Origin of the sequence: Micromonospora sp. NPDC048063, assembly GCF_043202855.1 — a bacterium.
Taxonomy (GTDB): domain Bacteria; phylum Actinomycetota; class Actinomycetes; order Mycobacteriales; family Micromonosporaceae; genus Micromonospora.
On sequence record NZ_JBIDBG010000015.1, the window covers coordinates 1 to 17,509 of the forward strand.

The window sequence follows — 17,509 nt, forward strand, 5'->3', positions numbered from 1 at the left end:
CTCATCCGGCACCCACTGGTGAACCAACCGTTCATCCACAGTAGAGATGATCTACCACCAAGGTCAGCCAACCGCCACCTGAGACGCGCTCTTAGCAGGGACTTTTCGACGGGAGATTCAACATGACCGCTTTCCTGGGGCGGCTTGCGGTGGTGGCCGCAGTTGCCTTCGTGTTGCCGGTGAGCGCAGCGGCGGCCCCTGCCGCCGCAGCGCTGCCGGCCGGCACGGTGTCCGGCATTGACGTTTCTACCTGGCAAGCCGGTATCGACTTCACCGATGTCGGCGCCGACGGCTACCAGTTCGTGATCGTGAAGGCTGGCGGCTCCCAACTGTCGGAGGGCCCGTACACCGGCTCGCAGTACGCGATCCAGGTGGATGGTGCACGGGCAGCGGGGCTCAAGGTTGGCCACTACTGGCTCGCTGGAGACTTCCAAGCCCCCGTTCAGGCTGCCGACTACTTTGCCGACCACCTGCACGACTATCGGCCTGGCGACGTGATCGCGCTGGACAACGAGGTGCTCGACGACTCGACGAGGCTGTGGAACGACACCGACGTCGCGACATTCTTCCAGCACATGCGCGACCGGATCGGCAACCAGGTGCCCTGGCTGTACATGGGTGCGGCAGACCTGCGCTCCGGGACGTGGCCTCGAACGATCACGGCCGGCGTGAAGCTCTGGGTGGCGTCGTGGGGCGCCAACAACGGCAGCTACCCCGGAGAGCCGAACCTGGGCGGCGCCTACCCGACATGGAGTGCGCACCAGTACAGTTCGTCCGGATCGACAGGCGGAATCGCATCCGTGGACCTGAACGTGGCCAAGCCGAGCGCGTTCGAGATCGTTGACGGCGCACCGGTCGACCCGCCGCCGGACGACCCACTGCCCAAGACCACCACCGAGCAGGACGGCATCCCCGGCCCGATCTTCTACCAACGGATGCAGAACTGGCTACGGATCACCGCCGGCTACACCGGCCCGATCGACGGCGTGCCCGGCGTGAACACGTACGCCGCGCTCCAACGAGCCATGCGCAACTACGGCTACACCGGCCCCATCGACGGCGTACCGGGGCCGAACACCTGGAAGGCGGTGCAGCGACTCGCCTCCGGCTGGGGCTACACCGGCCCGATCGACGGGGTGATGGGACCGAACTCGTGGCGGGGCCTCGCCCGCTTCCTCAACCAGGACCAGTGGGACTGACCCCTCCCCAGACCACCGCCGCCAACCAAGCCTCGGCACGGAAACCACGAACCGCGAACCCCACTCGCTATGTCCACCCGGCACGAGGAGACCCAACCACCCACGACTGGGCTGCGCCGGCACCGATACCGCCGGCACAGCCCAGCCACGGTGACCAACAGAGCACCGAGGGTTGGGCTTTCCCCCGGGAGGATGTGGACACCCCTACCTGAAATGGGCCTCGGCGCCGCCCTGCCCCCCACACTGCGCCGCCCTCATCGCCGCCACCGCACCCCAGATCGCCGCCAACGTCGCGCAGGGCGGCGCCGTAGAGCGTCCTGCCCACGATCACCACGCCGCTGGGCGACGCCTCGGCGGGCGTCCACGTCACGATCGGGTCGCGGAAGCCCGGGTCGTCGGTCACTCCCTCCACCACCGGCCAGCCGTAGTTGCCGCCCGGCACGATGCGGTTGACCTCGTCGAAGCGGCTCGAACGAACTCGGCCGCGTAGAGCCGACCCCGCCAGTCCCAGGCCAGGCCCTGCACGTTGCGGTGGCCGAGGCTGTAGACCAAAGACCCGGCGGTCGGATTGCTCCACGGCACGCTGCCGTCCGACCGCATCCGCAGGATCTTCCCGTTGCGGTGCGACGGATCCTGGGCGGTGGCCGGCGGTCCGGCGTCGCCGACGCCCGCGTAGAGCATCCCGTCCGGGCCGAACGCGATGCGCCCGCCGTCGTGCGCGCCGGACCGGGCGAGCCCGGTGCGGATCGGCTGCTGGACCTGCGGCGCGGTAAGGCGGAAGCGGATGATCCGGTTGGCCGTGCTGGAGGTGAGGTACGCGTACACGTGGCCGTCGGTGCGGTACCAGGGCGAGACTGTCAACCCGAGCAGTCCGGCCTCGCCCGTCGCGACGACCCCCGAGATCTGCGTGACCTGCTGCGGGGCCGACCCACGACGTACCCGCAGGACCCGCCCGCTGTTCCGCTCGGTGACGAGCGCGCTGCCGTCGGGCAGGAAGTCCAGCCCCCACGGCGCTTCGAGGCCGGTGGCGACGGTCTCCGGTCGGGTGAAGTCGAATCCGTGCCAGCCGAATCCACGCTCGCCGGTGGGCTCGTGAGCGGTCGCCGTGGCGGGCGGCCCGGCGACGCTGACGCAGACGGCGAGGGCGAGGGCGATACCGGCGACAACGCTGCGTCTTCTCATGGCGTACCCCGGGTCCTCGACACACGCCAGTTGATGCCGGCGTCGCCCGCCAGGGACAGGCGAGCGCGACACCACTCTCCTCGTCCCGCCGTCTCGGGACCGTCACCGCGACGCCCGCCACGGAGACGCCGCATGTGCGGCCGTCAGGCGACGCACCGGGACGGACCCCAGCCCGCGGCGCGTGGTCTCGCTCGGCTGCCGGCGAGGTGACCCGGCCGGCTACTTCATCTTGCGCGTCGACCGGGCCACGATGGCGTCGTACTCGGGGTGCTTCTCCAGCCATCCGCTGAGGAACGGGCAGATGGGCACCACTGTCCGGCCTCGGGCGCGAGCGTCGTCCATCACCGCTCGGGCCAGGGTCGATGCCACTCCCCGGCCCTCGAACTCCGCGTCGACCTCGGTGTGGGTGTAGGCGACGATGGTGCCGGTCAGCTGATAGGTGACCACACCGGCCAGCGCTCCGGTCTCGTCCCGCGCCTCGAAACGCTCCCGCTCCGGCGCGTCTGTAACGGTGAACTGCACCAAGCCATCCAATCACGGAGCATTCCACGGACCGGGCGGGGCCGCCGGGGTGTGCCCGACGGCCCCGCCCGGCCGCGGGTCAGTGGAGCATGACGGGAACCTTCTCCTGCTCTGCCTGCTGGTCGTCGAGCAGGTGCGACGGCTTGCGCCGACGGGGCAGGAACGCGGCCGGAATGAACGTGGCCAGCACCAGCGCGAAGCCGATCCAGAACGTGTTCGCGAACGCACCGGCGGCGAAGTCGAGGCCACGGTCGATGAGCGACGGGTCGACGGGGAACTGCTGGGTCAGCTCCGGCTGCTGCTGGACGGCGGTGGCGAGGCCGGCTTCGGTCACCGGCTCGCCACTCGGGTCGGTCACGCCGGGGATCGGCCGCGAGCCGTTCAGCTCGTTGGTGAGGATCACCGACATCACCGCGGCGCCGACGGATCCGCCGATCTGCTGGAGGATGTTGACCAGCGTGGAACCGCGGGCGACCTCGTGGGCGCTGAGGGTCTTCAGCGCCGAGGTCATGATCGGCATCATGGTGCCGCCCATGCCGAGGCCCATGACGAACAGCGACCCGCAGAGCAGCCAGTACGACGTGTCCGGGCCGAGCTGGGTGAAGGTGAAGAACCCGGCGGCGATGAGCACCAGCGCGAACGGCACGGTGCGACCGACGGGCACCCGGTCGGCCAGCATCCCGGCGATCGGCATCGTCATCATCGCGCCGATGCCCTGCGGCGCTATCAGCAGGCCGGCGGCCAGCGTCGACTCGCCGCGGACCAGCAGGAAGTAGCTCGGGAACAGAATGCCGGCGCCCATGAACGCGATGATGAACACGAACATGGTCACCGACGCGATGGTCAGGTTGCGGTTGGCGAACAGCCGCAGGTCGAGCAGGGGGTGCCGGGGCTTGAAGGAGTAGAGGACGAACGCGACGACGAGCGCTCCGCCGACCAGCATGGGTGCCCATACCTCGGTGTCGGCGAAGGTGCCGGCCTCGGGCAGCGTGGAGACGCCGTAGAGGAACAGGGCGAGGCCTGGCGAGAGCATCAGCATGCCGACGAAGTCGAACGACTCGGACGGCTCGGGGGCGTCCTTCGGCAGCGCCAGCGCGGCGTAGACGAGCGCGATGGCGCCGATCGGCAGGTTGATCAGGAAGATCCAGTGCCAGCTCGCCGTGTCGATCAACCAGCCGCCGAGGATCGGGCCTCCGATGGGGCCGAGCAGCATCGGGATGCCGAGGACGGCCATCAGCCGGCCGATCCGGTGGGGCCCGGCTGCCCGGGTCATGATCGTCATGCCGATCGGCATGAGCATGCCGCCGCCGAGGCCCTGCAGCACGCGGTAGCCGATCAGCTGCCCGATCGTGTCGGCCGTGGCGCACAGCACGGATCCGATCGTGAACAGGGCCAGCGCGACCATGTAGAGGCGTTTGGTGCCGAACCGGTCGGCGGCCCAGCCGCTGAGCGGGATCACGGTGGCCAGCGCGAGCGTGTAGGCGGTCATCGTCCAGGCGACCTGGGCGTAGGTCGCGTCGAACTCGCGCTGGAAGGTCGGCAGGGCGACGCTGACGACCGTCACGTCGAGGATCGACATGATCGCGCCGAGGACGACGACCCCTGCCACCTTGAGGACCGCGCCGTCGAGCTTGTCTGAGGTCGCGATGGATTGCTGTGTCACAAAGTCTCCTGAATCCCCGTTGGGGCCAGCGGGAGCTGGCCGGGCGCCGATCCGGTACGGCCGGCGCGCGCTGTCACGTGCGCAGCGATGTCCGCGGGCAGACTAACGACCGGCAGTGACATTCGGCTTCCGGATTTCCGGCTGTCGAGGCCGACGTCACTCCGCACAAGTCGCGCCGAAAGGCCCACTCCAGAACGTTGAAAGCGTTCCCGCTATGCCGTCGGGCGGGGCGCGCCCGGCGCGGGACCCAGCGCCGCGAGTTGGATCTGCAACGCCAACCGCGTACGCGGCGACTCGAGATCGACGGCGACGACCTCGGCGAGGCGGCGCATGCGGTACCGGAGCGTGTTGGGGTGCACGTGCAACTGCCGGGCGGCCCGCTTCGGGTCGCCCTGCTGCTCCAGCCAGGCCGCGATGGTGGCGACGTAGTCGGTGCCGTGCTGCCGGTCATGGGCGACGAGGTCGGGCAGCGGGCCGCCGACCAGCAGGTCGGCGCTCGGCACGGCGCGGACCACGCGGTGCACGACCACCTCCGCCCACTGGTCCTCGAACCGCAGCACCGGTCCCCGCTGCCGGGCCGGGCCGTGCAGCGCGAGCAGCTCCGCCGCCTCGGCCCGGGAGCGCGGCAGGTCCGTCAGGTTCCTGGCGACGCCGCCGGACGCGGCGTACAGCCCCGGGTCGTGCACGGCGATGTCGCGGATCAGCCGCTCCATCCAGCGCCGGGACCCGGGCGACTCGCCGCCGTCGACCAGGACGGCGAACAGGACGTCGCCGACGTCCGCGATCAGCGGTTGGCGCCACCCGTGGCGACGGGTGATCGACTCCCACATGGCCAGGTTGTCCACCATCTCCCCCGTCCCGCCGTGCGCGCCGAGCCCGACGACCCGCCACGGGCCCTCGGGAAGCGCCAACTCCTCCCGGCCCAACCGACCGGGCGCCCGCAGGGCGGCGCGCAGCCGGTCGGCCGACACCCGGCGGGCGACGTCGGCCTGCACCCGCAGGCGGAGCAGGTGCAGCGCCAGCACGGACGCCGCGCCCTGGAGATCGCGTAGCCGCGCGGCGGGGACCGGGCCCTCGACGACGGCCCAGATCGAGCCGAGCAGCTCGCCCCCGGCCCGGATCGGGATGATGAGCCGGGGCAGCGTCCCGTCGGGCCCCTGCGGCACGAAGATCAGCTCGCTGCCCGTCGCCAGCTTGCGGAAGACGCCACGGGACCGGAAGTGCGCGACCACGTTGCCGGGGGCGCGCCGCCCGACGATCGTCGAGACGCGCGCCGGGTCGGCGCGGTCCTGACGTGACGAGTACGCCAGCACCCGGGACTGGGCGTCCTCGATCGTCACGGGCGCGTCGACCACGGCGGCGGCCGCGTCGGCGAGGGCGAACAGCTCGTCGTACACCCCGGTCTCCCCGGTGTCGGCCGGGCCGGGCGCGACGGCCCGGTCGATCACCCCGCGCAGCAGCCAGACGAGCTGGGCCCACGAACCGTGGCTCTGCAGCTCGACCAGGGTCAGCCGCCGCTCGGCGGCGGCCGCCGTCACGGCGGGGTGCCCGGCCAGCGGAGGCTTGAGCACGAGTCCGGCCGCCCCCGCCTCGGCGTAGCGCGCGACGACGGCGAGCGCCTGGTCCGGTGTGCCGATGCCCGCACCGAGCACGAGGTCGCCGCTCTGGCCGCTCGTGGCGTCGTCGACCTCGGCGAGGGTCACGTCGCGGACCTCGGCCTCGTCGGCGGATACGACGACCTTGAGCAACGCGGCGCCGACCGCGTCCACCACGCCAGCCACGGTGATCACCACCAGATTGTGCCTCGTCCTTGTTCGCCCCGGCCAATCGTCGGAACAAGCCTTGGCCTGCCGGAACAATGACGTACCGGCGGGTCGGGGACAGGATGGGCGCGATCCCGGTCGCCCTGAAGGAGAGACCGGTTGCCCTGAAGGAGAGAAACCGATGCCCCCCATCGAGTCCGCCCCCGCCCCCCAACACGTCGCCGTCGTCGGCGCGGGGATGGTCGGGCTGGCCACCGCCTGGTTCCTGCAGGAACGGGGCGTCCAGGTCACCGTGCTCGACCGTACGGGCGTGGCGGCGGGCGCGTCGTGGGGCAACGCGGGCTGGCTCACGCCCGGCATCACCACTCCCCTGCCGGAGCCGGCGGTGCTGCGCTACGGGCTGCGGGCCGTGCTGAGCCCGTCGTCGCCGGTCTACGTGCCGCCGCGCGCCGACGCCCGGCTCCTGCGGTTCCTGACCGGCTTCGCCCGGCACAGCACCCCGTCGAAGTGGCGCACCGCGATGCGGGCCTTCATCCCGATGAACCGGCGCGCGTTGGAGTCGTTCGACGCGCTGGCGGCCGGCGGGGTCGGGGCGATGACGCACGAGGCGAAGTCGTTCATGGCCGCGTACCGGACCGAGGCCGAGCGGTCGGTCCTGCTGGACGAGCTGGCGCACATCCACTCCGCCGGCCAGGCGATCGAGTTCGACGTTTTGACCGGGGCCGAGGCGCGCGAGGTGGAGCCGTCGCTGTCGGACAATGTCGGCGCCGCCATCCGCCTGCACGACCAGCGGTACATCAACCCCGGGCAGTACGTGCACGCGCTCGCCGACTCCGTCCGCGCCCGCGGCGCGTCGATCGTCGCCGGCGCCGATGTCACCGACATCCGCGACGAGGGCACCGGCGTCCGGGTGATCACCACCGCCGGCACGGACGAGCGCTACGACGCGGTGGTGCTGGCGACCGGCACCTGGCTCGGTGAGCTGGGTCGGCGCTTTGGCGTCCGGACCGTCGTGCAGGCCGGCCGCGGGTACAGCTTCAGCGTCGCGATCGAGCACATGCCGGCCGGTCCGGTCTACTTCCCCGCGCAGCGCGTCGCCTGCACGCCCCTGGGGGACCGGCTGCGCGTCGCCGGGATGATGGAGTTCCGCAGCGCCGAGGCGCCGCTCGACCGTCGCCGCATCTCCGCCATCGCCGAGGCCGCACGACCGCTGCTGCGGGGCGCCGACCTCGACGCCCGCGCCGACGAGTGGGTGGGTGCGCGACCCTGCACCCCCGACGGCCTGCCCCTGATCGGCCGGACCCGCTCGCCGCGCGTCTTCGCCGCCGGCGGCCACGGCATGTGGGGCATCACCCTCGGCCCGCTCACCGGCGAACTGCTCGCCGAGCAGATCACTGGCGGTGGGCAGCCCGTGGAGCTGCGCCCCTTCGACCCGCTGCGCTGACCGGCACCGCCCCGGGCCGGCCGGTTCGGCCCGACTCACCCCGGCAGAACGTCGACGGCCCGCCGACCAGGAACCACGGTCGGCGGGCCGCGCCGCTTTCCGGTCAGCCTCGCGGTCGTGAGCTTCGGCGCCTACGCCCGCCAGGTCCGCGATCCGGCCCTGCCGCACCGGCGCCGGGTGTCGGCGCTGTGGTCCTGCGTGCAGCTGTACCGGCCGATCGGCTTGCACGCCACGCTCAGCTTCCTCGGGACTCCCGCGTCAGCGCATGCCTGGCGGCGGGAGGACCCTTGACGCCGGCTCAGCGGCAGCTCCTGGCCACCGCCGTCGACACGCTCGACGAGCGCATCCGCCCCGAGGTGTGGCGCGACGACCCGGCGGCCTACTTCCGCGCGCGGGACCTGCCGCAGGTCGCCCGGTTCATGGAGATCGCGGTGGAGGCCGCGTAGGTCCCCGCGCCGTCTGATCGCGTGGTCTACCGGCCGTGGAGCCGGCGCCAGGACGGCGCTCCGGCCTTCGGCCACTTGTCTTCGACAGGTACGCCGGCGGGGGCGGCGCTGTGTGTGCCGTGGGTGGCCTGCTGGTGGGATTCGGGCTGGCAGGTGGTGCAGTACCGGGCGGACGGCAGGTGCGCCAACTGCTCGATGGGGATGTCGCCGCGGCACCCTTCGCAGGTGCCGTAGTGGCCCTGTTTGAGGTAGTGCAGTGCCCGGGCGATGTCGCCCAGGGCCCGCCGGGTGGCGGCGGTCAACGCGGAGGCGGCCTCGACGTCGGCGCGCATCCGGCGGGCCTGCCGGTCCAGCAGCGCCAGCTGGGTGCTGTGCCGCTCGTACTGCTCCTCCAGGACGATCCGCAGTACGCCCAACTCGTCCTGCCTGCTCACGACGTACACGATCGGGGTTCCTTCCTGCTCGGGACGAAAAGAAAGGGCGGAGCGCTGATGCGCTCCGCCCGCCGGTGCCGGACCTGAGATGTCGGCCGGGTGGCGGCGGGCGGCGCTGGCCGGGCGCCCGCCGGGTCGGCGGCGCGACGATCGGCGCGACCGTGCCCCGGCGGACGCGGGCGACCACCGGCACGACGAGGTGACGCATGGTCGGGTCGGCGACGAGGCGGGCCCGCGCGTTCGTCGACGGCGCCGCTGCCGCGGGGACCGGGCGCGGGTGTGCAGCAGCGGCCCGCAGCCCCGACGAGCGGGGCTGCCGGGACAGGCCGCAGCGGATCACGGCGTCACCATAGACCGGCTGCCCGCGTATCGGCCACCACCTGCGGCGGCGGCCACAAGGCCGGGCCGCGGGGACCTTCGGCGGGCGGGGTGGCGGGCGGCCCTCAGCCGCCGGGACGCTCGGCTATCACGCCGCGGAACCAGGAGGCCGGGTTTCGCCGTTCGCGCGACCGGACGCCGGTACACACCTCATCATCGAACTCTCAGCGACCTGACTGAGGGTAGGTGGGCGAGCGTGCGGGAGATGGCGGTTGCGCCGGTCGTCACCGACGTCGAGCGCGGCCTGGCCGAGGTGGTGTGGCACAACGCCGAACGCGATCCGGACCAGACGCAGTTCGTACGACCGGACCCCGACCCCCGGTCCTGGCCGGCTCGCCGGTCCGGGCGGGGCGCGACGACCGTGAGCTGCCGACAGTTCCGCGACGACGTGCAGGCGGTCGCCCGAGGTCTGGTGGCCACGGGTGTCCAGCCGGGCGACCGGGTGGCGCTGATGAGCCGCACCCGGTACGAGTGGACCCTGGTGGACTACGCGCTGTGGTCCGTCGGCGCGGTGACGGTTCCCGTGTACGACACGTCGAGCGCGGACCAGTTGGCCTGGATCCTCTCCGATTCCGGCGCGGTCGCCTGCGTGGTGGAGACGGCCGGGCACGCCGCGATGCTGGACGGTCTGCGCGACTCCCTGCCGGCGTTGGCGCACGCGTGGCAGATCGACGCGGGCGACCTGATCAGACTGGCCGGGGCCGGCCGCGCCGTCGACGTCGGGCAGGTGGAGGCCCGCCGCCGGCGCGTGTCGGCCGGCGACATCGCCACGATCGTGTACACCAGCGGCACGACCGGACGGCCGAAGGGTTGCGTCCTCACGCACGGCAACATCGCCCTGGACGTCGGCAACGCGACCGCGATCCTGCCGGAGGTGTTCCATCCCGCCGCGTCGACGGTGCTGTTCCTGCCCCTGGCCCACGCCTTCGCCCGGATGATCCAGGTCGGCGTCGTACGCACGCGCGCCACCATGGTGCACAGCGCGGACATCGGCGGCGTGCTGGACCAGCTCCGCCGGTACCGTCCGACGTTCGTCCTGGCCGTGCCGCGGGTGTTCGAGAAGATCTACGACCGGGCGAGACGGAAGGCGGCCGACGAGCACCGGGGCTGGCTGTTCGCGGTCGCCGACCGGGTGGCGGTGCGGTACAGCCGCGCGCTGGACACCCGTGGCGGACCGGGGACCGTGCTGCGGCTGGCGCATCTGGTGTGCGACGTGCTGGCCTATCGCAAGCTGCGGGCGGCGCTGGGTGGACGCTGCCGGGTGGCGATCGTCGGCGGGGCACCGCTGGCGCAACGGCTCGCGCACTTCCTCCGCGGCGCCGGCCTCACGGTGCTCGAGGGGTACGGGTTGACCGAGACCTCGCCCGCCCTGACGGCCAACACGCCGGCGGCGATGCGGATCGGCACGGTGGGTCGTCCGCTGCCCGGAGTCGAGATCGCGATCGCCGAGGACGGGGAGATCCTGGCCCGGGGAGGGGTAGTCTTCCCCGGGTACTGGAACAACGCGGAGGCCACCCGCGAGACGTTCACCGACGGTTGGCTGCGCACCGGCGACCTCGGGGCACTCGACGAGGACGGCTACGTGCGGGTGACCGGGCGGAAGAAGGACATCATCGTCACGGCGTCCGGAAAGAACATCGCCCCCGCCCCGTTCGAGGATCAGGTCCGCGCGGATCCGCTGGTCAGCCAGTGCGTGGTGATCGGCGACGGACGGCCCTACCTCGTCGCGCTGGTCACGATCGACCCGCAGGCGTGGCCGGGGTGGCGGGCCGCGCACGGTCGCGCGGACGCCTCGGTGTCGGACCTGCGGGATTCCCCGGCGCTGCGGGAGGCGGTCCAGCACGCGGTCGACCGGGCCAACCGCGCGGTGTCCCGGGCCGAGCAGATCAAGAAGTTCCGCATCCTTCCCCGCGACCTCACCGAGGCCGACGGTGAACTCACCCCCACGTTGAAGGTGCGGCGAGCGGTGGTGCAGGAGCGCTACGCCGCCGACATCGACGCGCTCTACCGCGACCACTGACGCCCTGCCGGGGACAGGTCGATTGACACGGAGCGTCGTAGGGATTCCACTGCTTGCAACAGCACTGCCGGCCCGGCTCCCCCGGCCGACACCGTTGCAGCAGTAGGGAGGCGTCATGTCCTCGCCCGTCAGGCCGCCGCAGGACGCCGTGACCCTCCGCCGTCTCCGCCTCGGGATCGGCACGGTCGGCATCGCGTTGCCGATCGTGCTGACGGTCGGCAACGCGCTGCTCACCGGCAGGTTCGCCCTGCTCGACTCGATCAGCGCCTTCTACCACACCGACATGCGAGACGTCTTCGTCGGCGGAATGTGCGCCATCGGCGTCTTCCTCGTCTGCTACCGATACCGGAAGGTGGACGACGTCCTCAGCTCGATCGCCGGCGTGCTGGCGATCGCGGTGGCGGTGTTCCCCGCCGCGACGGGTGCACCGAGGGGAACGCTCACGCCCACCGACGTCACGATCGGGCGGCTGCACCAGGTCTCGGCCGCTGCCCTGTTCGTGCTGCTGGCCGTTTTCTGCATCTTCCTGTTCCCCCAGACCGGCCCGACGGTCCCCGCGACAGGGCGGACGCGGGCCCGCAACGGCATCTACTACGCCTGCGGCGGCATCATCATCGGCGCCATCGCGCTCGCTGTGGCGAGCAACGCGCTGCCCTTTTCCGTCCGCGACACGCTCAAGCCGCTGTTCTGGTGCGAGGCGGTGGCGGTGCTCGCCTTCGGTGCCGCGTGGCTCGTCAAGGGCGAAGCGATGTTCCGCGACTCGCAACCGCCCCCTGCCGAATCCGAGGTGCGCCGCACGGTCCCGACCCTCTAGGGTTCCGCCGTGGCTGTGAAGATCGTGTCCCTGGCGGACCGCCCGGACCTGGCACCGCTGCTCGACGACGACTTCGACGGGGCGTGGCCGCCGTTCATGCTCTGGGATCCGATGGGTGCCGTGTACTACGGCGTCGCGCACGACCTGTATCCCGAGTTCGTGTTCGTCGCCGTCGACTCCGCCGAGCCCGGACGCGCCGTCGCGCGGGCGTACGCCGTGCCGCTGCGCTGGACGGAGGCGGAGCTGCCCGACGGCGGCTGGGACCGGATGATCCAGCGTGCCACCATCAACCGCCTCACCGGCGCCACCCCGAACCTCGTCTCGGCCCTGGAGATCTGCATCCGGCCGGACCGGCGGGGCACCGGCCTGTCGGCCCTGATGCTCGCCGCCATGCGGGAGGCCGTGGCGAAGCGGGGCTACGACACGCTGGTCGCGCCGGTCCGCCCGAGCGGCAAGCACGCCGAGCCCGACCTGCCGATGACGGAGTACGCGGCGCGGGTCCGCGAGGACGGCCTGCCGGTCGACCCGTGGCTGCGGGTGCACGTCCGGGCCGGTGGACGCATCGAACGCGTCGCTCCCCGGTCGATGACGATCACCGGGACGCTCGCCGACTGGCGCCGCTGGACGGGCCTGCCGTTCGACACCAGCGGACCCGTCCACGTGCCGGGAGCCCTCGTGCCCGTGCACTGCGACGTGGCGCACGACCACGCTGTCTACGTCGAGCCCAACGTCTGGGTCCGGCACCGCCTGTAGGTGGTCACCGCGGCGGTCTGCGCCGTGATGGCCGCTCATCGCTCCTGCTCCGCGATCGCCGAACGGGTCGCCGACGTGCCCGCCGAGACCGTGCGGCCTGAGCCGGATGCGCTCGCCGGAGCACGACTGTGTGACGTTCGAACTGGTGCTCGTTTGCCATCGTGCTCGGCGAGCCAGCCGTCGAACCGTGGGCTGGGCTGCGCGCTGGCGGGAACCACAAAGGCGGAAACCACAAAGGCGGAAACTACAAAGGCAAGGAGGAGAACTCCTTGCCACTATTAACATATACCGCACCCCCGGGCTTGTGGCAAGACCCCGGTCGTGGCGCACAATCGTCGGCCGAGCGCAAGAATCGGCACACCATGGGGGAATGCATGTTCGATGTGATCATCGCTGGCGGCGGCCCGACCGGCATGATGCTGGCGAGCGAATTGCGTCTGCAGGGCGTCAGCGTACTCGTGGTGGAGAAGGAGGCCGAGCTGCCGCCGTTCGTGCGGTCGCTCGGGCTGCACGCGCGCAGTATCGAGGTGATGGATCAGCGGGGGCTGTTGGAGCGGTTCCTTGAAAACGGCAAGCAGTACCCGATCCGTCCCGGCGAACCCCGGGGATTCTTCGCGGGCATCGAGAAGCCGGCTCCCACCGGGCTGGACACCGCCCACGGATACGTGCTCGGCATTCCGCAGACGGTCACCGACCGGCTGCTCGCCGAGCACGCGGCCGAAGTCGGAGCCGAGATCCGGCGCGGCTGTGCGGTGGTCGGGCTGGAGCAGGACGACGACGGCGTGACCGTCCACCTTGGGAATGGAACTGCAACGCCGTTGCGGGCGCGGTTTGTCGTCGGTTGCGACGGTGGGCGCAGCACGGTTCGAAAACTGCTCGGGGTCGGATTCCCCGGCGAGCCGTCGGAAATCGACACGCTGCTGGGCGAGATGGAGGTGACGGCGTCCCCGGACGACATCACCGCAGTGATGACCGCGGTGCGCAAGACCGAGAAGCGGTTCGGGATCGGGCCGTCGGGCAAGCCGGGGGTGTTCCGGGCCGTCGTGCCGGCGGAGGGCGTGGCCGAAGACCGCTCGGTGCCGCCGACGCTCGAGGAGTTCAAGCAACAGTTGCGCAGGTACGCAGGCACCGACTTCGGCGCGCACTCCCCCCGCTGGCTGTCGCGCTTCGGCGACGCGACCCGCCAGGCCGAACGCTACCGGGTCGGACGGGTGTTTCTGGCTGGGGACGCCGCGCACGTCCACCCGCCGATGGGCGGGCAGGGGCTCAATCTCGGGATCCAGGACTCGTTCAACCTGGGTTGGAAGCTGGCAGCGGCCATCAACGGCTGGGCGCCGGACGACCTGCTGGACAGCTACGAGTCCGAGCGGCATCCGGTGGCCGCCGACGTGCTGAACAACACCCGTGTACAGATGCACCTGACGACCAACGAGCCCGGACCGCAGGCGGTTCGGCGGTTGTTGGCGCAGCTGATGGACTTCGACGACGTCAACCGGTTCCTGATCGAGAAGATCACGGCGATCAGCGTCCGGTACGACTTCGGTGAGGGCCATGCCCTGCTCGGGCGGCGGCTGCGCGACGTCCAGCTCAAGCGTGGGCGCCTGTTCGAGCTGATGCGCACCGGCAGCGGGCTGCTGCTCGACCAGACGGGGCGGCTTTCGGTGGACGGCTGGGCCGACCGGGTCGACCACGTCGCCGACACCAGCGAGGAGTTGGACGTCCCGGCGGTACTGCTCCGGCCGGACGGGCACGTCGCGTGGGTGGGCGAGGACCAGCAGACGCTCGAGGTCGCGCTGGCCAAGTGGTTCGGCGCCACAAAAACTCCTGTGGCCGGGTGAGGGACGCTTCCGCCGGGGCCCTGGGCGTCACCCACCGACCCGTCGTTGTGGGACCGGGGCCGTGGTGGCCCCGGTCCCACAACGATCAGGAGGCGACCAGGTCGTCAATCTGGTTGATCGACGATGTGGCGCCCTCCACGACGCCCATGTCCAGCACCTGCTGAAGCGCCTCGGCGGAGGCGTACCTGCTCACGTAGGTCGCGCGGGTGCCGCCGTTGTGCTCGGTGAAGGTGTAGGCGTTCTTGGAGACCGGCAGTTCCGGCCTCGGGTTGAAGTCCAGGTCGGCGAAGCCGTCGTCGAAGGAGAAGCCCCTCGGCTCGTCGACGGTGGCGACCAGCCAGTATCCGGCGTGCTTGTCGCCCTCCGGGCCGGTCATGTAGTAGGTCACCCGACCGCCAGGCGTGAGGTCGTGGTCGACCACCGTCGCCGGGTAGGTCGGCGGTCCCCACACCTTCTCCAGTTGGCGAGGGTCGGCGTAGACCTGCCAGATCCGCTCTACCGGCGCGGCGAAGTCCGCGGTGATGGTCAGGGTCAGGTTGTCAAGGTCGTGCTGGACGTCGGTCACGGGCATGGTTCAGTCCTCCTGATCGGGGTCGGATGCGATGAGTACGTCGATGCGTGCGATGCGGCCACGCCAAACCTGTTCGAGCTCGGTGAGCATGGAGGCCACCGACCGCACCGCTTCCACGTCGCCGCTGGCCAACTGTTCGCGACCACTGCGTCGCTTGGTCAGCAGACCAGCCTTCTCCAGCACGGCGACGTGCTTCTGTACCGCGGCGAAGCTCATGTCGTACTTCGCCGCGAGTGCGGAGACGGAGTGCTCCCCGGTCAGCACGCGGCGCAGGATGTCGCGCCGGGTGCGGTCAGCGAGCGCGTGGAACAAGGCGTCCGCCCGGTCGTCGCTCTCCTCGGTCACGGACCGAATATACAACCGATCGGTTGCACGTTGTCAAGGCGTGACCCACCAGGCTGCCGCCCGACGACCCGAACGGGATCCTTGACGGCCCCCAACAGCGTGATTAAGGTCCGGGCCGTATTGACTTAGACGAACGGAGCCCCCATGCCCCTCAGCCGTCGTTCGCTCCTCGCGGGTAGTGCCCTTACTGGTGCCGCACTGGCAGTTGGCCACGGGGCGGTGACCGGCCCGGCCATGGCTCAGGGCGACCAGGAGCTCACTCCCACAAGTTTCGGTCCTGCCTCTTTGACCGCCGCCGTCCGGGGTGCCGCCGTCATCGGCAACAGCGTCTTCATCACCTCCCGGTTCAACACGCCCGAGGGGAAGATGCGGCTGGGCGAGTTCGACGTCAACACCGGCGAGATGCGCAGCATCGACGACCTCACCATCCCCAGCAACGGCGGGCAGAAGCTCGCCGCCGACGGCCGGTACGTCTACATCGGCCCCGCCGGCAGCGCGTACGTCTACCGGTTCGACCCGCAGACCAAGGAGCTGGCGGCCTGGGCCCGCGCCGGAGGCAGCACCACCTGGTACTACGACATGGTCGTGCACGGCGAGCACCTCTACATCGGCACGTACCCGGACTGCACCGTCAAGCGGATCCGCCTCGCCGACGCGACCATCGAGACGTACGGCCGCATCTCCACCTCCCAGTACGCGGCGGCCGTGGCGGTCGACGACGAGTACGTCTACGGCGGGTCGGCCGCGCCCGGCACACTGCTGGCCTGGCCGAAGGCCGGCGGCGCGCCCACCAACCTGACCCCGCACCTGAGCGCCTCCCCGGTCGGCATCCTCGACATGACGGTCTCCGACGGCGTCATCTACGTCGCCAGCGGCCGGCAGCTGATCTCCTTCGACCGCGACGGCTCCAACCGGGTCTCTCGGGACATCCCCGCCGAGGACCGCTACGTCGACCAGGTCACCGTCGGCAGCGACGGCAAGGTGTACGCGCTGACCCGACTCACCACCAACCTGTACGAGGTCACCGCCGACGGGCTCGTCAAGGTCGGCCAGCCCCTCGCCGACGTGGAGAACGCGCTCCTCGCCCCGCTGCCCGGCGGCGCCCTGCTCGGCGTCAGCGGGCTGGGGCACGTCTGGAAGGCGACGCCGGGCGGCACGGCCAGCGTGTGGCAGACCGCCACCCGCGGCTTCGGATACCCGGAGACCATCCAGTCGATGATGCGGCACACCCGGGGCACGATCTGGGTCGGCGGCCACTACGCGATGACCGTGCACCGCACCGAGGCCGGCACCAACGACCGGTTCGACATCAACGGCGAGGTCAAGACGATGGCCGAGGGCAAGGCCGGCGTGGTCTACGCGGGCCTCTACCCCAGCACGCAGATCGTGGCGGTCGACCCGGACAACTACGAGATCAGCGTGCTCGGCCTGCTCGGCAACGAGCAGCTACGCACCAAGCGGATCGTCGTGGACCAGCCGCGAAACCAGCTCATCGTGGCGTCCAGCCCGCAGACCACCAGGCACACCGGCGCGCTGACCTTCGTCGACCTGGCCACCAACACCTTCGACGCGCACCGCGAGTTCCTGCCCGAACAGAGCGTCATGGACGTGGTGGTGCAGGGCACCACCGCCTACATCGCCGGCGACACCTACGGCGAGGGCACCACCGGCCCGATCCGCAAGGTCGCGCAGGTCGCTGCCGTCGACATCGTCACCCGTACGCTGCTGTGGCGCGAGGAGATCAAGCCGGACTGGCAGTCGTACGAGAGCCTGCACGTCGTGGGCAACCTGCTCTACGCCATGGGCCGGCGCCCGCGCGGCGCCTGGTTCGCCTACGACCTGCACACCCGCACCATCGTGATGGAGGGCGACCTCGGCGGGTACGGCCAGTTCAACGGGGTCGACGGCCGGGTCTTCTCCTGGGTGCACTGGACCAACGACATCTGCGAGCTGCCGACCGTCCCGGGCGGCGCGGTGACCACGCTGTACGACAACGTGCCGCGCGGCTGGTACAACAACCCCGCGTTCCACTTCACCCCGGACGGCAAGTCGACCTGGGGCATGCACGGCATGGACCTGGCCCGCTTCCCGCTGCCCAAGAAGTAGTCCGAACCGGGCACGTAGACCGACCCGCCGC

17 protein-coding genes are annotated in these 17,509 nt (G+C 71.1%); 9 read left to right on the plus strand and 8 right to left on the minus strand.

Features of this window, described 5'->3' with window-relative positions:
* Positions 1-122 precede the first annotated feature (122 nt).
* On the plus strand, positions 123-1,199 hold the full coding sequence (locus ACGFZ2_RS27525) for a GH25 family lysozyme (RefSeq protein WP_393458370.1): 1,077 nt from the start codon (positions 123-125) through the stop codon (positions 1,197-1,199).
* Positions 1,200-1,266: 67 nt separating this feature from the next.
* Here ACGFZ2_RS27525 and ACGFZ2_RS27530 read toward each other — a convergent pair whose 3' ends face one another.
* The 5 genes from ACGFZ2_RS27530 to ACGFZ2_RS27550 all read right to left on the minus strand — a co-directional run bounded on the left by ACGFZ2_RS27530 (position 1,267) and on the right by ACGFZ2_RS27550 (position 6,356).
* Positions 1,267-1,641: a hypothetical protein gene (locus tag ACGFZ2_RS27530; protein ID WP_393458373.1), complete on the minus strand. Its 375-nt coding sequence runs from the start codon at positions 1,639-1,641 to the stop codon at positions 1,267-1,269.
* Entirely contained in the window at positions 1,599-2,381 is a 783-nt protein-coding gene (locus ACGFZ2_RS27535) for a PQQ-dependent sugar dehydrogenase (protein WP_393458376.1), read from the minus strand. Before ACGFZ2_RS27535 ends, ACGFZ2_RS27530 begins: the two co-directional genes overlap by 43 nt.
* 219 nt (positions 2,382-2,600) lie before the next feature.
* Positions 2,601-2,915 (minus strand): GNAT family N-acetyltransferase, encoded by a 315-nt coding sequence (locus ACGFZ2_RS27540; RefSeq protein ID WP_393458379.1) that lies wholly within the window; start codon positions 2,913-2,915, stop codon positions 2,601-2,603.
* 67 nt (positions 2,916-2,982) lie between these two features.
* Positions 2,983-4,566 (minus strand): DHA2 family efflux MFS transporter permease subunit, encoded by a 1,584-nt coding sequence (locus ACGFZ2_RS27545; protein ID WP_393458382.1) that lies wholly within the window; start codon positions 4,564-4,566, stop codon positions 2,983-2,985.
* A gap of 212 nt (positions 4,567-4,778) precedes the next feature.
* The gene (locus ACGFZ2_RS27550; protein WP_393267243.1) at positions 4,779-6,356 is read right to left on the minus strand and encodes a helix-turn-helix domain-containing protein; all 1,578 of its coding nucleotides are present in this window, start codon (positions 6,354-6,356) and stop codon (positions 4,779-4,781) included.
* A gap of 154 nt (positions 6,357-6,510) precedes the next feature.
* On the opposite strand from ACGFZ2_RS27550, the gene ACGFZ2_RS27555 reads away from it, so the two are divergent.
* The 3 genes from ACGFZ2_RS27555 to ACGFZ2_RS27565 all read left to right on the plus strand — a co-directional run bounded on the left by ACGFZ2_RS27555 (position 6,511) and on the right by ACGFZ2_RS27565 (position 8,219).
* Complete coding sequence (locus tag ACGFZ2_RS27555) at positions 6,511-7,773, plus strand: NAD(P)/FAD-dependent oxidoreductase (RefSeq protein ID WP_393267240.1); 1,263 nt, start codon at positions 6,511-6,513, stop codon at positions 7,771-7,773.
* Between the two features lie 117 nt (positions 7,774-7,890).
* Positions 7,891-8,064 carry a hypothetical protein gene (locus tag ACGFZ2_RS27560; RefSeq protein ID WP_393458385.1) on the plus strand — a complete coding sequence of 58 codons (174 nt, stop codon included), beginning with the start codon at positions 7,891-7,893 and terminating at the stop codon, positions 8,062-8,064.
* Positions 8,061-8,219 carry a hypothetical protein gene (locus ACGFZ2_RS27565; RefSeq protein WP_393458388.1) on the plus strand — a complete coding sequence of 53 codons (159 nt, stop codon included), beginning with the start codon at positions 8,061-8,063 and terminating at the stop codon, positions 8,217-8,219. The genes ACGFZ2_RS27560 and ACGFZ2_RS27565 overlap by 4 nt, the downstream gene beginning before the upstream one ends.
* Before the next feature lie 26 nt (positions 8,220-8,245).
* Here ACGFZ2_RS27565 and ACGFZ2_RS27570 read toward each other — a convergent pair whose 3' ends face one another.
* Positions 8,246-8,653: a TraR/DksA family transcriptional regulator gene (locus ACGFZ2_RS27570; RefSeq protein WP_393458391.1), complete on the minus strand. Its 408-nt coding sequence runs from the start codon at positions 8,651-8,653 to the stop codon at positions 8,246-8,248.
* 574 nt (positions 8,654-9,227) lie between these two features.
* On the opposite strand from ACGFZ2_RS27570, the gene ACGFZ2_RS27575 reads away from it, so the two are divergent.
* The 4 genes from ACGFZ2_RS27575 (at position 9,228) to rox (ending at position 14,456) form a co-directional block, all read left to right on the plus strand.
* Positions 9,228-11,051 carry an AMP-dependent synthetase/ligase gene (locus tag ACGFZ2_RS27575; RefSeq protein ID WP_393458394.1) on the plus strand — a complete coding sequence of 608 codons (1,824 nt, stop codon included), beginning with the start codon at positions 9,228-9,230 and terminating at the stop codon, positions 11,049-11,051.
* A 115-nt stretch (positions 11,052-11,166) separates the two neighbouring features.
* Positions 11,167-11,865 (plus strand): DUF998 domain-containing protein, encoded by a 699-nt coding sequence (locus tag ACGFZ2_RS27580; protein WP_393267230.1) that lies wholly within the window; start codon positions 11,167-11,169, stop codon positions 11,863-11,865.
* A 9-nt stretch (positions 11,866-11,874) separates the two neighbouring features.
* Positions 11,875-12,618, plus strand: a complete 744-nt coding sequence (locus tag ACGFZ2_RS27585) for an N-acetyltransferase (protein ID WP_393458397.1) — start codon at positions 11,875-11,877, stop codon at positions 12,616-12,618.
* 374 nt (positions 12,619-12,992) lie between these two features.
* Positions 12,993-14,456 carry a rifampin monooxygenase gene (gene rox, locus ACGFZ2_RS27590; protein ID WP_393458400.1) on the plus strand — a complete coding sequence of 488 codons (1,464 nt, stop codon included), beginning with the start codon at positions 12,993-12,995 and terminating at the stop codon, positions 14,454-14,456.
* 85 nt (positions 14,457-14,541) lie between these two features.
* On the opposite strand, the gene ACGFZ2_RS27595 is transcribed toward rox, so the two are convergent.
* A complete protein-coding gene (locus ACGFZ2_RS27595; protein WP_393267225.1) occupies positions 14,542-15,027 on the minus strand; it encodes an SRPBCC domain-containing protein in 486 nt (161 codons plus the stop codon).
* 3 nt (positions 15,028-15,030) lie between these two features.
* A complete protein-coding gene (locus ACGFZ2_RS27600) occupies positions 15,031-15,372 on the minus strand; it encodes an ArsR/SmtB family transcription factor (RefSeq protein WP_393267222.1) in 342 nt (113 codons plus the stop codon).
* A gap of 285 nt (positions 15,373-15,657) precedes the next feature.
* Here ACGFZ2_RS27600 and ACGFZ2_RS27605 point away from each other — a divergent pair, with 285 nt between their 5' ends.
* On the plus strand, positions 15,658-17,478 hold the full coding sequence (locus tag ACGFZ2_RS27605; RefSeq protein ID WP_393458403.1) for a hypothetical protein: 1,821 nt from the start codon (positions 15,658-15,660) through the stop codon (positions 17,476-17,478).
* The last annotated feature ends 31 nt before the right edge of the window (positions 17,479-17,509 follow it).

What these genes read in the sequence shown, in the direction of transcription:
- ACGFZ2_RS27525 (WP_393458370.1), top strand. Translation starts at nt 123, where the DNA reads ATGACCGCTTTCCTGGGGCGGCTTGCGGTGGTGGCCGCAGTTGCCTTC.
- ACGFZ2_RS27535 (WP_393458376.1), bottom strand. Translation starts at nt 2,381, where the DNA reads ATGAGAAGACGCAGCGTTGTCGCCGGTATCGCCCTCGCCCTCGCCGTC.
- ACGFZ2_RS27555 (WP_393267240.1), top strand. Translation starts at nt 6,511, where the DNA reads ATGCCCCCCATCGAGTCCGCCCCCGCCCCCCAACACGTCGCCGTCGTC.
- ACGFZ2_RS27580 (WP_393267230.1), top strand. Translation starts at nt 11,167, where the DNA reads ATGTCCTCGCCCGTCAGGCCGCCGCAGGACGCCGTGACCCTCCGCCGT.
- rox (WP_393458400.1), top strand. Translation starts at nt 12,993, where the DNA reads ATGTTCGATGTGATCATCGCTGGCGGCGGCCCGACCGGCATGATGCTG.
- ACGFZ2_RS27595 (WP_393267225.1), bottom strand. Translation starts at nt 15,027, where the DNA reads ATGCCCGTGACCGACGTCCAGCACGACCTTGACAACCTGACCCTGACC.